This window comes from Pseudosulfitobacter pseudonitzschiae (assembly GCF_900129395.1).
GTDB lineage: Bacteria > Pseudomonadota > Alphaproteobacteria > Rhodobacterales > Rhodobacteraceae > Pseudosulfitobacter > Pseudosulfitobacter pseudonitzschiae.
Map to the genome: position 1 here is coordinate 370379 of NZ_FQVP01000005.1, position 13380 is coordinate 383758.

Genomic DNA, 13380 nt, shown 5'->3' on the forward strand with positions numbered 1-13380 from the left:
GGGGTCATGAAACTGACCGACTTTGATTTCGACCTGCCCGAGGGGCTGATCGCGACCCGCCCTGCGGTGCCGCGCACGTCGGCGCGCCTGTTGGTGGCGGATGCCGCGCAGATCCATGATGCGCGGGTGTCCGATCTGGGGTCGTGGCTGCGACCGGGTGACCGGCTGGTGCTGAACGACACACGCGTGATCCCTGCGCGCCTTTCGGGCCTGCGGGCAAGGATGTCGGCGCAGGGCGCAACCGAGGCGCGGATCGAGGTGACCCTGCTGGAGCCGCGCGCGGATGGCACATGGTCGGCGATGGTCAAGCCGTTGAAAAAGCTGAAAGTCGGCGAGGTTGTCCAATTTTCCGAAGCGCTCTCCGCCACGTTGGAGGGGACTGCTGAGGGGCAGGGACATTTGCGGTTCAACCTGACGGGCGACGATTTCGACGCGGCCCTGGCCGAGGCGGGGGCGATGCCGTTGCCACCCTATATCGCGGCCAAACGCCCGGCGGATGCGCAGGACAAACACGATTATCAAACCGTCTGGGCACGCCATTCGGGGGCCGTGGCCGCCCCCACCGCATCGCTGCATTTCGACGAGGCATTGCTGGCCGAGCTGGCGGCGATGGGCGTGACCTTTACCCATGTCACCCTGCATGTGGGGGCAGGCACCTTTCTGCCGGTCAAGGTGGACGACGTGACCACCCACAAGATGCACGCCGAGTGGGGCCATGTCAGCGATGCCGCCGCCGCGGAAATCACAGCGACCAAGGCCGCGGGCGGTCGGGTGATACCCGTGGGCACCACCGCATTGCGCCTGATCGAAAGCGCGGCCCGCAACAGCGGCACCGTGCAGCCGTGGGAAGGTGAGACCGACATTTTCATCTATCCCGGCTTCCGCTTTCAGGTCGCCGACGGGCTGATGACCAATTTCCACCTGCCCAAATCGACACTGATGATGCTGGTGTCGGCCCTGATCGGTCAGGACCGCATCCGCGAAATTTATGCCCACGCCATCACGGAATCGTATAGATTCTTCAGCTATGGTGACGCATCGCTTTTGCTTCCCCACGGGGCAGGCGACCCAAACAGACCGCAATAAGTCGTTTTCATCCCTGACCGCACCGCGCATGGTGTGGGACAGGGGGAAGTCATTCCCTACCGCAGCACCAGCCACACACGCGACACATATCGGAGCGCAAAATGTTTTCAGTTCTATCCAGTGCCTGGGCCTTGCTGTTCGGTATGGGGCTTTTGATGGTTGGCAACGGGATGCAGGGCACATTGCTTGGCATTCGCGGCAACATCGAAGGGTTTTCCACGCTGGAGATGTCGATTGTGATGTCGGCCTATTTCGTGGGGTTTCTGGGGGGCAGCCGGATGGCGCCCAATATGATCCGCCGCGTCGGTCACGTGCGGGTGTTTGCTGCGCTGGCCTCGTTGATCTCGGCGGTGATGATCCTGTATCCGACCTTTGCCGAACCCTGGGCGTGGACGCTGGGGCGCGTTGTGATCGGCTTTTGTTTCTCGGCGGTCTATGTGACGGCGGAAAGCTGGCTGAACAATGCGGCCACCAACGAGAACCGCGGTCAGGCGCTGTCGCTTTACATGATCGTGCAGACGCTGGGCATTGTCGCGTCGCAAGCCTTGTTGGTGACGGCGGACCCATCCGGTTACGTATTGTTCGTGATCCCCTCGGTGCTGGTCAGCCTGGCGGTCACGCCGATCCTGCTGTCGATCAGCCCGACACCGGCCTTTGACACCACCAAACCGATGTCGCTGCGTGCGCTGGTCAAATTCTCGCCGCTGGGCTGCGTCGGCATGTTCCTGCTGGGCGGCGTGTTCTCTGCCCAATTCGGCATGGCGTCGGTTTACGGGGCGCAGGCGGGGCTGAGCATTGCGCAGATCTCGACCTTTGTGGCGATGTTCTTTGTCGGGGCTGTGATCCTGCAATACCCGATCGGATGGATTTCCGACCGGATGGACCGGCGCCTGTTGATCGTCGCGGTCAGTGCCATCGGCGGTGCCGGTTCGATCCTGGGCATGCTGATGGGCCACAACTTTACCATCCTGCTGGTTTCGGCCTTTTTCGTGGGCGGGATGTCCAACCCTTTGTATTCGCTTCTGATTGCGCACACGAACGACTTTCTGCAACCCGAAGACATGGCCGCCGCGTCGGGCGGGATGCTGTTTTTGAACGGTCTTGGCGCAGTGGCGGGGCCGCTGATCACCGGTTGGCTGATGGACAAGGTCGGGCCGGGGGGCTTTTATCTGTTCACCGCCGTGCTCTTTGCCGCCCTCGTGGTCTATGCCATCTACCGCTCGACCCAGCGCGCCGCCATTCCGGTGGAAGAGACAGGGTCGTTCGTGGCCATGTCCCCGGCGGGCACCACGGTCGTCGGCATGGAGATCGCGCAGGAATGGGCCATCGAATCCGCCGAAGCCGCGCAGGATGACTCCGACGGCACGGAAGCGGCTTGATGCTCATGAAACCGGCATCGCCGGATTTATGTCGCCACTGTTGCATTTCGTGAATTGAACCATTTTTACAAAACTTTAACAGTGCAGGGGCAGAGCAGGCGCAAACGGAGTAACCCATGGCCCAGCAAACCGAAGTGACCGCGGATGACGTTCTGAAATTCTGGCTGGACGACTGTACGCCAGCGGATTGGTACAAGGCCGAAGATGCCTTTGACGACAAGATCCGTGCGCAGTTCGGGGATGCCTGGGAGAACCTGTGCGACGGTCATTATTCGCTTTGGCTGACCTATCCCAGCGGTGCGCTGGCCTATATCATTCTGGCGGACCAGTTTTCGCGCAACATGTTCCGCGGAGAGGGCAAGGCCTTTGCCAGCGACCGCATTGCCTTGGCTGCCGCCAAATCCGCCATCGACAAGGGGTGGGACCTGCGCATCGATCCGCCAGCGCGGCAGTTTTTTTACATGCCGCTGATGCATTCGGAAAACCTGTGCGATCAGGAACGCTGTGTGCGGCTGATGTGTGAACGTATGAACGATGGCGGCAACAATCTGCTGCATGCACGGGCGCATCGTGAAGTGATCCGCAAATTTGGCCGCTTTCCCTATCGCAACGATGCATTGGGCCGCAGTTCGACAACGCTGGAACAAAGCTATGTCGAGGACGGCGGTTATCGGACCACGGTGGACGCGCTGGAGCAGACCGAAGCGGCCTGACAACGTTTTGTCGTCCCGAAACCTTGCGGTTGTGACGAAGCGAGATATGGTTTAACGCTAAACTATATTCCATTTCGCAGCCAGCGAGGACACATATGGCCGAGACTTCCTTTGATCTGATCGTGATTGGCGCAGGCCCCGGCGGCTATGTCGCTGCGATCCGTGGCGCACAGTTGGGCATGAAAGTGGCCATCGTCGAACGTGAAAACCTGGGCGGCATCTGTCTGAACTGGGGCTGTATCCCGACCAAGGCGTTGCTGCGCACGTCCGAGGTGTTCCACCTGATGCACCGCGCCAAGGAATTCGGGCTGAAGGCCGAGAACGTCGATTTCGATCTGCCCGCCGTGGTCAAACGCTCGCGCCAGGTGGCGGGGCAGTTGTCGGGCGGCATTGGCCACCTGATGAAAAAGAACAAGATCACCGTGATCATGGGGGCCGCGACGCTGCCCGCCAAAGGCAAGGTGAAGGTGAAAACCGACAAGGAAACGCTGGACCTGACCGCCAAGAATATCGTTCTGGCAACCGGCGCGCGGGCCCGTGAATTGCCGGGTCTTGAGGCGGACGGCGATCTGGTCTGGACCTATCGCCACGCGCTGGACCCGAAACGGATGCCCAAGAAGCTGCTGGTCATCGGGTCGGGGGCCATCGGCATCGAATTTGCTAGCTTTTACAACACGCTGGGTGCCGACACGACCGTGGTCGAAGTGATGGACCGCGTGCTGCCTGTTGAAGACGAGGAAATCTCGAAATTCGCCAAGAAGCAGTTCGAAAAGCAAGGCATGAAGATCATGCAAAAGGCGATGGTCAAGAAACTGGACCGCGCCAAGGGCAAGGTCACCGCGCATATCGAGGTGGGCGGCAAGGTTGAGACTCAAGAGTTCGACACGGTCATTTCCGCCGTGGGTATCGTCGGCAACGTCGAGGATCTGGGGCTGGAAGCGCTGGGTGTGAAAATCGACCGCACCCATGTGGTGACAGACGAATATTGCCGCACCGGTGTCGAGGGTCTGTATGCCATCGGTGACATCGCCGGTGCGCCGTGGTTGGCCCACAAGGCCAGCCACGAGGGCGTGATGGTGGCCGAACTGATGGCCGGGATGCACCCGCACGCCGTCAAACCCGAAAGCATCGCGGGCTGCACCTATTGCTATCCGCAGGTCGCATCGGTCGGCTATACCGAGGCCAAGGCCAAGGAACTGGGGTATGACGTCAAAGTGGGTCGTTTCCCCTTTATCGGCAACGGCAAGGCGATTGCACTTGGCGAGGCCGAGGGCATGGTGAAAACAGTCTTTGACGCGAAAACCGGCGAGTTGCTGGGCGCGCATATGGTCGGTGCGGAAGTGACCGAGCTGATCCAGGGCTATGTCGTGGGTCGCCAGTTGGAAACCACCGAAGAGGACCTGATGAACACCGTGTTCCCGCACCCGACGCTCAGCGAGATGATGCATGAAAGCGTGCTGGATGCCTATGGCCGCGTGATCCATATGTAAGGCAGGGGCTGCCCCACGAAAAACCGCCCGCAGGTGATGCCTGCGGGCGGTTTGCGTTTCACAAGGTGTCTTGGGGAAAGGTTTAAAGCATTAGATAAAGTCCATCATGATAAAAAACTGTTCTTCGGTGGCAAACGAGCCGCCGTTGATGATCATCTGGGCCTCGCCGTTGAAATCCACGGTCCAGACGGACCCGACATTGGTGGCCGAAATGCCGGCATCGCGGATCGCCTGAAACCGGTCGCCAAGGTCCAGATCCATCACGCTGGCGTCCAGCCCTTCGAACCCTTCCAACAGCAGGTGGTCGCCGCCAAAGCGGGTGATGTCCACCAGCTTGGTGCCGCTGATCTTGCCGCTTTGAAACACAAATGTGTCCGCGCCTTGCTGACCGTGCAGCACGTCATTGCCGCGCCCCGCGATCAGCACATCGTCGCCCGCGCCGGCATAGACAATATCCTTGTTCTTGCCGCCGTCCAGCGTGTCGTTGAAATCGCCGCCATAGAGGAAATCATTGCCCTTGCCGCCTTTCAGGTGGTTCACATCGTCCAGCGCATCGCTGTCGCCGTTCTTGTCCGAGGCATAGAGTGTGTCGTCGCCCAACCCGCCACGCAGCACGTCGCGCCCGGCGCCGCCCACCAGCATGTCGTCGCCCGCGTCGCCGTTGATCTTGTCGCCGCCCAGGCCGCCGTGCAATTCGTCGTTGCCCTTGCCGCCGATCAGCAGGTCGTTGCCATCGTCGCCATACATGGTGTCGTTGCCGTCCAGCCCGCGCAGACGGTCATTGCCGTCCAACCCATGCAACACATCATCCAACGCGGTGCCGCTGAAAATATCCACGCCATCCGTGCCGGTCCAGTCCAGCGGCTCGGGCGGCAGCACGTTCACCAGGTCCTCTTCGGCCCACGAGGTGACCAACTCGCGCGGGGTGGGGCCTTCGCCGTCAAAGTCGATGTCGATCCTGAACCCGCCGCCGCGCGTGTCGATCAGCGTCAGTTGATCGATCTGGATGTTGCCAGCGGCCTGAAGCCAGTTGTTCAGCGTGTTGATGTTGGACATCTCGGCAGGGCTGAGCGGCGCAGGCCAGTCGCCGGTAAAGAATGCGGTCACCGATTGCGGTACGCCGTTCACGGTGCCCAGGTTCATGGTTATGGTGAAGACGTTTTCGGTCTGGAATGTGGTTTCGGGCGCACCCGCCAGCACCGATGAATTGGGCGGAAAGCTGTAGGCTGTCTGGTTGAAGAATGTCAGGTCCACATCGTCCAGTGTCAGCTGTTGCAAGGTGGTCAGATTGATCGCGGTATAGGATACGGGCATCGTCGAATTCTACCTTTTGGAATGTGTAAGTGATTGGAATAAGACGAATTAGGACAGGTTTTCGTTTTGCTTCAAGATGGATAATGCAAGGCAAAGATGACAATTGCAGTTAAGGTTGGCCAAGCTATGTCAAGTGACATAACTTTGCTGCGTTCAAGGGGCAGTAACACGATTTTCTGTGCCCGAAATGGGGGCAGAGACGGCGGAATTCGCCCCTGCGCGCGCAGCGATCGCTTTTACAGCGCCCCCAAGGCGCGTATGCGTTGATGCGTCAGCGCACCGCTGAACATTTTGACAAAAGGACACATGCGCCATGTCTGACAAAACCCAGGACAACAGCCCGTTCAAGAAACCCACCGTTGCCGTCACCGGTGCCAGTCGGGGGATCGGACATGCCATCGTCAAGGAGTTCCACAATTCGGGCTGGGAGGTGTTCACGCTGGCCCGCACGCCGTTCTCGGACGTGTGCCCCTGGGCCGAGGGGATCGTACAGCACATCGAGGTCGACCTTGCCGATCCGGTGTCGATCCGCGCCAGCATGGCCGAGTTGAAGAAACGTCTGGGCGCACGGGGGTTGAACGCTTTGGTGAACAACGCCGGAATCTCGCCCAAGGCCGCGGATGGCGGGCGCATGTCCGCGACGGGCACATCGCTGGAGGATTTCCAGCGGGTGATGATGGTCAACCTGATGGCGCCGATGATGCTGTGCAGCGAACTGCTGGGCCCCTTGCAACAGGCCAGGGGCGCGGTGGTCAATGTGACCTCGATCGCTGGTCAGCAGATCCATCCCTTTGCAGGCTCTGCCTATGCAGTGTCCAAGGCGGGGTTGTCGGCGCTGACCCGCGAGCTGGCTTTCGAGCTGGGCGACAAGGGGGTGCGGGTGAACGCCGTCTCACCCGGCGAGATTGCCACGTCGATCCTGTCGGCGGGCACCGAGGAGATGGTGGAGCAGCAGGTGCCGATGAAACGCCTGGGCAGCCCTGCGGAAGTGGCCGAGGTGGTCAGCTTCCTGTGCAGCGCCAAGGCGTCCTATGTGACGGGGGCAGAGATCCCGATCAACGGGGGGCAGCACGTCTGAACGCGCCGCGCCCCCAAGCCCTTATTTTCTCGCCAGCCCGGCCGCGAAATCGCACAGGGTTTCCAGCGCCGCGATGAACCGGTCGTCGTCGATGGTCATCGCAACGCGGATGTGACCCGCCGCCGCCTGACCAAAGCTTTCGCCCGGCATCACCGCAATGTGGTGCGTGTCCAACAGATCGTTGGCGAAATCATCGCCGCTGAGTCCCGTCGCGCGGATGTCCAGCATCAGGTACATCGCCCCCTGTGCCGGCACCAGTGAAATGGTGTTCTGTTTCGCCAGCACCGCCATCGCCTTTTCGCGGCGGCGGCGGAAGGGTTCGGAGACTTCGGCCTCGACCTGCGGGCCCTGGTTCAGGGCAAAGTTGGCAGCGTCCTGGATATATCCGGGCACACCGTAGGTGGTGTTGGTGGCAAGGTTCACCAGGTTGGCGATCACGTCCTGTGGTCCCACGATCCAGCCACAGCGCGACCCGGTCATGGCGTGGGATTTCGACATCGACCCCACCACCAGCGTGCGGTCCGCCATGCCGGGCAGGGCGCGCGGGCTCAGGTGGTCGCCTGTCCACACTTGCGTGTCATAGACCTCGTCCGAGATCAGCCACAGGTCGTGCGCCTTGCAGACCTGCGCGATCCCGTCCAGCGTTTCGCGGCTGTATACCACGCCGGTGGGGTTGTTGGGCGAATTGACCAACAGCGATTTTGCCCCCTGTTCCGCGGCCTGCGCAATATCCGCCGCGCGGGGCTGAAAGGCATTGTCAGCATGGGCGGGCACCGATTGCGGCACCGCACTGACCGCGCGGATCGTGCCGGGGTAGGTGGCGTAATAGGGATCGATATACAGCGCCGTATCGCCGGGATCGCAGGCGACCGAATGCGCCGCGAACAGGGCCGCCTGACCGCCCGGCGTGATGATCACATTGTCGCGCGTGGTCGGCACGCCGGTGCGCGCCTGAACCCGTGCCGCCACCGTGTCGCGCAGCGTGTTGATGCCCGGCACCATGGCATAGCCTGTGTGCCCGCCCATCGCGCTGCGGTGCATTTCTTGCAGGATGGGGGCGGCGGTGCGGATGTCGTGTTCGCCAATGGTCAGTTCGGTCACGGCGACGCCTTCGGCGATCATGCCGCGCGCCTTCAGGAACACGTCCCAGCCGTCCGATCCGCCACCATTGATATTTGTGACCCGATGCGAAATCTTCATGTGCTGTTCCTTTGCCGTCCTGATTTTCGGCCAAGGGGTCAGAGCAGCCCTGAATTGTCAACACCAGCGGGGACTTGACCGCGCGTGTCGCTGTGGGTTAGCTGGCGTCATGACAAGAACCTGCATCATTATCACCTGCTGCATTATCTGCTGATCCACTCAGCGGGCCGGTTCTTTGTTTCCATGACACATCAGAATTGCTAGGCCCGCGCCAACACCTGCGCGAGGACGCCTGATGGACATTCATCTGTATAACACCGCCACCCGTCGCAAAGAGCTGTTTGCGCCGTTGGACCCTGAAAATGTGCGGATGTATGTCTGTGGACCGACGGTCTATGACCGCGCCCATCTGGGCAATGCGCGGCCTGTGCTGGTGTTCGATATTCTTTACCGGCTGCTGAAAACGCAGTATCCGCGCGTGACCTATGTGCGCAATTTCACGGATGTGGACGACAAGATCAACGCCCGCGCCGCCGAAAGCGGGCGCAGCATCGGTGAGATCACCGCCGAGACGTCGCAGTGGTTTCTGGATGACATGGGGGCCATCGGCGCGCTGGAGCCGGATCACATGCCGCGTGCGACGGCCTATATTGCCGAGATGGTCGAGATGATCGCAGGGCTGATCGAGGGCGGCTTTGCCTACGCGCGCGAGGGGCACGTGCTGTTCCGGGTGCGCGAGTATGCGCGGTATGGCGCGCTGTCGGGGCGGTCGGTTGATGACATGATCGCGGGCGCGCGGGTCGAGGTGGCGCCTTATAAAGAGGACCCGATGGATTTCGTGCTGTGGAAGCCTTCGGACGACCAGACACCGGGCTGGGACAGCCCGTGGGGACGCGGTCGGCCCGGCTGGCATATCGAATGCTCGGCCATGGCCAAGGCGCTTTTGGGCGACCGCTTCGACATTCACGGCGGCGGCAACGACCTGATGTTTCCCCACCACGAGAACGAGATCGCGCAAAGCTGCTGCGCCAATGGCACCGAGCAGATGGCGACCGTGTGGATGCACAACGAGATGTTGCAGGTCGAGGGCAAGAAGATGTCCAAGTCCTTGGGCAATTTCTTTACCGTGCGCGATTTGCTGGAGCAGGGCGTGCCGGGGGAAGTGATCCGGTTCGTGATGCTGTCGACGCATTACCGCAAGCCGATGGACTGGACCGAGAAGAAGCGGGCCGAGGCGGAGGCGACGTTGCGCAAGTGGTACGGGCAGGTCGAGGGAGCCGACGCGGGGCAGGTGCCGCAGGCTGTCATGCAGGCGTTGGCCGATGATCTGAACACGCCACAGGCAATTGGCGAGATGCACCAGCTTGCTCAAAATAGTGATGCAAGCGCGCTCTTGGCAAGCCTGCGATTGGTTGGACTGGTTGCAGATGGCGTGCCAGCGTGGGCTGCGGCGACTGATGCGGATTTGAGTGCCTATGAGGCTGCGTTCTCCACCGTCCGTGCTGAGGCCATGGCAACCAAGGATTTCTCGAAACTGGATGCCATGAAGCAGATGTTGGTGGCAGCTGGCGTCGAAGTGAAGATGCGCAAGGACGGCGTTGATCTGGTCGCTGGGCCTGCGTTTGATCCTTCCAAGCTGGAGGATCTGTGATGGTGCGCTGTCTTGAATGTCCCGCCCGGCGGTACGCCGGGCAGCCCCCGACCGCCCCCCCGGGCGGGGGCTTCTCCCCCACCCGCGGTCGGGGGCTGCCCTATGATCTGAAACGCGAAGGTAAAGTTGCTGCTGGGTTGGTCGCAGACACCAGAGCCCAACTGGTCGGGAGGGTATCATGACCCGCGAACGCCTCTATCTCTTCGACACCACTCTGCGCGACGGGCAACAAACCCAAGGCGTGCAATTCTCGACCGACGAGAAACTGACCATCGCCCGCGCGCTCGACAGCCTTGGCATCGACCACATCGAAGGCGGCTGGCCCGGGGCCAACCCCACCGACAGTGCCTTTTTCGACGCGGCCCCCCAGACCCGCGCCACCATGACCGCTTTCGGCATGACCAAGCGCAACGGCATGTCCGCCGAGAACGACGACGTGCTGGCCGCCGTGCTGAACGCAAACACCCCTGCGGTGTGCCTTGTGGGCAAGACGCATGACTTTCACGTCGAAACCGCCCTTGGCATCACGCTTGCGGAAAACACCGACAACATCGCCAAATCCGTGGCCCATCTGGTGGCACAGGGTCGCGAGGCGATCTTTGACGCGGAGCATTTCTTTGACGGGTACAAGGCGAACCCCGACTATGCGCTGCGCGCGATCCGCGCCGCCTATGACGCAGGTGCGCGGTGGATTGCGCTGTGCGACACCAATGGTGGTACGCTGCCTGCGGATGTGGGGCGGATCACCGCCGCCGTGATCGCGGCGGGCATTCCGGGCGATCACCTTGGCATTCACACCCACAACGACACCGAAAACGCCGTGGCCTGTGCGCTGGCCGCCGTGGACGCAGGTGCGCGGCAAATTCAGGGCACGTTGAACGGTCTTGGCGAACGCTGCGGCAATGCCAACCTGACGACGCTGATCCCGATCCTGCTGTTGAAAGAGCCCTACGCCAGCCGGTTCGAGACCGGCGTGCCGCCCGAGGCGCTGGAGAACCTGACGCGCATCAGCCGGATGCTGGACGAAATCCTGAACCGGGTGCCGCAGAAACAGGCGGCCTTTGTCGGTGCTTCCGCCTTTGCGCACAAGGCCGGCCTGCACGCCAGTGCGATCGCCAAGGACCCCACGACCTATGAGCACATCGACCCCGCCCGCGTCGGCAACACGCGCATCATCCCGATGTCGAACCAGGCGGGCCAGTCGAACCTGCGCGAGCGCCTGACCGGCATGGGGCTGGCCGTGGACCGTGCCGACCCCGCGCTGGGGCGGATTCTGGACCGGATCAAGACGCGCGAGGCCGAAGGTTACAGCTATGACACCGCACAGGCGTCGTTCGAGCTGCTGGCGCGCGAGGAGCTGGGGCAATTGCCCGAGTTCTTTGATGTCAAACGCTATCGCGTGACGGTCGAACGGCGCAAAAACAAATATGACAAGATGATAAGCCTGTCCGAAGCCGTGGTCGTGGTGAAGGTCGATGGCGAAAAGCTGTTGTCGGTCAGCGAAAGCATGGACGAGACCGGCAGCGACCGTGGCCCGGTGAACGCGCTGTCCAAGGCATTGTCAAAGGATCTGGGCCGCTATTCGGCGCATCTGGAAGACTTGCGGCTGGTGGATTTCAAGGTGCGTATCACCCAAGGCGGCACCGAGGCCGTTACCCGTGTCATTATCGACAGCGAAGACGGGCAAGGGCGGCGGTGGTCTACGGTCGGCGTCAGCGCCAACATAGTCGATGCCTCGTTCGAGGCCTTGCTGGACGCGATCAAATGGAAGCTGATCCGCGATGTTGCTTAGTGTCCTGAAGTTTGCGGCCATTTCTGCCGTTACGTCCCTGGCGATTGCAATCGGGCTGATCGTCACGCAACGCCCCGGCCCGACCAAGTCAAGCGACGACAGCGGCCTTGATTTCACCGAAACGCTGGCGCGGGGGCTGGAGGATGTGCCCGCCACCACGCCTGTACGGATGCGCGACGGATATGCGCTGCAAATCCGACGCTACGGGGCGGCGGGGCGCGAAAATGTGCCTCTGGTTGTGCTGATCCACGGATCGGGCTGGCATGGCATGCAGTTTCACACGCTGGCTTCTGCGCTGGCGTCCGAGGCCGACGTGGTGGTGCCCGATCTGCGCGGTCACGGCGCGGCACCGGGGCGGCGGGGTGATGTGGATTATATTGGTCAGTACGAAGATGATCTGGCCGATCTGATCACCGATCAGGCCCGCACGGGGCAAAAGGTTGTGATGGTGGGCCATTCCTCGGGCGGGGGGCTGGTGGTGCGCATGGCCGGTGGCGCGCATGGCGCAATGATTGATCGCGCCGTTCTGCTGGCTCCGTTCCTGAAACACAACGCGGCCACCACGCGGCGCAATTCAGGCGGCTGGGCGCGGGTGCTGGTGCGCCGTGTCATCGGGCTGAGCATGCTGAACGCGGTGGGCGTGCGCGCGCTGAACCACCTGACGATCATTCAATTCGACATGCCGCGTGCCGTTCTGGAAGGCCCGTTGGGACGCACGGCGACCACGGCCTATTCCTATCGGTTGAACAGCAGCTTTGCGCCGCGGTCCGATTTTCTGGGCGATGTTGCGGCACTTCCGCGCTTTGCGCTGGTGGTTGGCGCGCAGGACGAGGCCTTTGTTGCGGACGCCTATGCGCCGCTGATGCGCAGCGTGACCGATGTGGGACAGTACCATATCGTCCCGAACGTGGGGCATTTGGACATTGTCGATGCGCCGCAAACGCTGGCTGTTATCCAAGAGGCGATTGATGCCGTTCGACAGTGACCTGACCGCCTGTGCCGCTTTGGTGCAAAAGGCCGATCCCGACCGCTTTCGCGCCACCATGGCCGCGCCAGTGGCCGCGCGTTCGGTGCTGTTTGCGCTGTATGCGTTCAACGTCGAGGTGGCGCGCGCGCCTTGGGTTACCCAAGAGGCGATGATCGCCGAGATGCGTCTGCAATGGTGGCGCGATGCGCTGGAAGAGATCGCAAAAGGCGGCATCGTGCGGCGGCATGAGGTGGTGACGCCGCTGGCCCATGCGCTGGATGCCGATGCGGCCCGCGCGTTGGACCGTTTGGTCGCCGCGCGGCGCTGGGATATTTACCGCGACCCGTTCGAGGACGCGGCGCATTTTGACAGCTATCTGGCCGACACTTCGGGTGAACTGATGTGGGCGGCGGCACAGGCATTGGGGGCAGGGGCCGAGGCCGAGGCACCGGTGCGCGCCTTTGGCACCGCGACGGGACTGGCGCGGTTCCTGCAGGCCGTGCCCGAGCTTGAGGCGCAAAAGCGCGTGCCGCTGGTGGACGGGCGGGCCGAGGCGGTGGCCGATCTGTGCAAGGCTGCGTTGGCATCTATGCCCAACCGTGCGGCGTTGCGCCGTGTCGCGGGTTCGGGCGCGCCTGCGCTGACCGAAGGGTTCCTGACGCAGGCCATCCTGAAACAGGCGGCCCGCGATCCGGGCCGCGTGGCGGCAGGGGCGTTGCAGATCAACCCGGCGCGCCAGTCGTTTTTGCTGTGGCGCTGGTCCTGACGGC

The 13380-nt window shown here is 62.2% G+C and carries 11 protein-coding genes; 9 read left to right on the plus strand and 2 right to left on the minus strand.

Annotation, left to right across the window (positions count from 1 at the left end; all coding sequences use genetic code 11):
- The first annotated feature begins 6 nt into the window (after nucleotides 1-6).
- The 4 genes from queA to lpdA all read left to right on the plus strand — a co-directional run bounded on the left by queA (nucleotide 7) and on the right by lpdA (nucleotide 4668).
- Nucleotides 7-1086, plus strand: a complete 1080-nt coding sequence (gene queA, locus BUC08_RS16395; RefSeq protein ID WP_037929390.1) for a tRNA preQ1(34) S-adenosylmethionine ribosyltransferase-isomerase QueA — start codon at nucleotides 7-9, stop codon at nucleotides 1084-1086.
- A gap of 101 nt (nucleotides 1087-1187) precedes the next feature.
- Nucleotides 1188-2465 (plus strand): MFS transporter, encoded by a 1278-nt coding sequence (locus tag BUC08_RS16400; RefSeq protein ID WP_037929393.1) that lies wholly within the window; start codon nucleotides 1188-1190, stop codon nucleotides 2463-2465.
- A gap of 116 nt (nucleotides 2466-2581) precedes the next feature.
- Entirely contained in the window at nucleotides 2582-3178 is a 597-nt protein-coding gene (locus BUC08_RS16405) for a DUF924 family protein (protein ID WP_037929400.1), read from the plus strand.
- Between the two features lie 95 nt (nucleotides 3179-3273).
- Nucleotides 3274-4668: a dihydrolipoyl dehydrogenase gene (gene lpdA, locus BUC08_RS16410; RefSeq protein ID WP_037929402.1), complete on the plus strand. Its 1395-nt coding sequence runs from the start codon at nucleotides 3274-3276 to the stop codon at nucleotides 4666-4668.
- Nucleotides 4669-4758: 90 nt separating this feature from the next.
- Here the strand turns inward: lpdA and BUC08_RS16415 are convergent, their stop codons facing one another.
- Nucleotides 4759-5982, minus strand: a complete 1224-nt coding sequence (locus BUC08_RS16415) for a calcium-binding protein (RefSeq protein ID WP_051694600.1) — start codon at nucleotides 5980-5982, stop codon at nucleotides 4759-4761.
- A 313-nt stretch (nucleotides 5983-6295) separates the two neighbouring features.
- On the opposite strand from BUC08_RS16415, the gene BUC08_RS16420 reads away from it, so the two are divergent.
- On the plus strand, nucleotides 6296-7060 hold the full coding sequence (locus tag BUC08_RS16420) for an SDR family NAD(P)-dependent oxidoreductase (RefSeq protein WP_028957666.1): 765 nt from the start codon (nucleotides 6296-6298) through the stop codon (nucleotides 7058-7060).
- Nucleotides 7061-7081: 21 nt separating this feature from the next.
- Here BUC08_RS16420 and BUC08_RS16425 read toward each other — a convergent pair whose 3' ends face one another.
- On the minus strand, nucleotides 7082-8260 hold the full coding sequence (locus tag BUC08_RS16425; RefSeq protein WP_037929407.1) for a pyridoxal phosphate-dependent aminotransferase: 1179 nt from the start codon (nucleotides 8258-8260) through the stop codon (nucleotides 7082-7084).
- Nucleotides 8261-8495: 235 nt separating this feature from the next.
- Between BUC08_RS16425 and cysS the strand changes: the two genes are divergently transcribed.
- The 4 genes from cysS to BUC08_RS16445 all read left to right on the plus strand — a co-directional run bounded on the left by cysS (nucleotide 8496) and on the right by BUC08_RS16445 (nucleotide 13376).
- Entirely contained in the window at nucleotides 8496-9851 is a 1356-nt protein-coding gene (gene cysS / locus BUC08_RS16430; RefSeq protein ID WP_037929416.1) for a cysteine--tRNA ligase, read from the plus strand.
- Between the two features lie 178 nt (nucleotides 9852-10029).
- Nucleotides 10030-11643: a citramalate synthase gene (cimA, locus tag BUC08_RS16435; protein ID WP_037929419.1), complete on the plus strand. Its 1614-nt coding sequence runs from the start codon at nucleotides 10030-10032 to the stop codon at nucleotides 11641-11643.
- Nucleotides 11633-12628, plus strand: coding sequence for an alpha/beta hydrolase (locus tag BUC08_RS16440; protein ID WP_037929422.1), 996 nt, complete (start codon nucleotides 11633-11635; stop codon nucleotides 12626-12628). Before cimA ends, BUC08_RS16440 begins: the two co-directional genes overlap by 11 nt.
- On the plus strand, nucleotides 12612-13376 hold the full coding sequence (locus BUC08_RS16445; RefSeq protein ID WP_037929424.1) for a squalene/phytoene synthase family protein: 765 nt from the start codon (nucleotides 12612-12614) through the stop codon (nucleotides 13374-13376). Before BUC08_RS16440 ends, BUC08_RS16445 begins: the two co-directional genes overlap by 17 nt.
- Nucleotides 13377-13380: the final 4 nt, after the last annotated feature.

Coding starts and splice junctions, on each gene's coding strand:
- queA (WP_037929390.1), top strand. CDS start 7: ATGAAACTGACCGACTTTGATTTCGACCTGCCCGAGGGGCTGATCGCG.
- BUC08_RS16400 (WP_037929393.1), top strand. CDS start 1,188: ATGTTTTCAGTTCTATCCAGTGCCTGGGCCTTGCTGTTCGGTATGGGG.
- BUC08_RS16405 (WP_037929400.1), top strand. CDS start 2,582: ATGGCCCAGCAAACCGAAGTGACCGCGGATGACGTTCTGAAATTCTGG.
- lpdA (WP_037929402.1), top strand. CDS start 3,274: ATGGCCGAGACTTCCTTTGATCTGATCGTGATTGGCGCAGGCCCCGGC.
- BUC08_RS16415 (WP_051694600.1), bottom strand. CDS start 5,982: ATGCCCGTATCCTATACCGCGATCAATCTGACCACCTTGCAACAGCTG.
- BUC08_RS16420 (WP_028957666.1), top strand. CDS start 6,296: ATGTCTGACAAAACCCAGGACAACAGCCCGTTCAAGAAACCCACCGTT.
- BUC08_RS16425 (WP_037929407.1), bottom strand. CDS start 8,260: ATGAAGATTTCGCATCGGGTCACAAATATCAATGGTGGCGGATCGGAC.
- cysS (WP_037929416.1), top strand. CDS start 8,496: ATGGACATTCATCTGTATAACACCGCCACCCGTCGCAAAGAGCTGTTT.
- cimA (WP_037929419.1), top strand. CDS start 10,030: ATGACCCGCGAACGCCTCTATCTCTTCGACACCACTCTGCGCGACGGG.
- BUC08_RS16440 (WP_037929422.1), top strand. CDS start 11,633: ATGTTGCTTAGTGTCCTGAAGTTTGCGGCCATTTCTGCCGTTACGTCC.
- BUC08_RS16445 (WP_037929424.1), top strand. CDS start 12,612: ATGCCGTTCGACAGTGACCTGACCGCCTGTGCCGCTTTGGTGCAAAAG.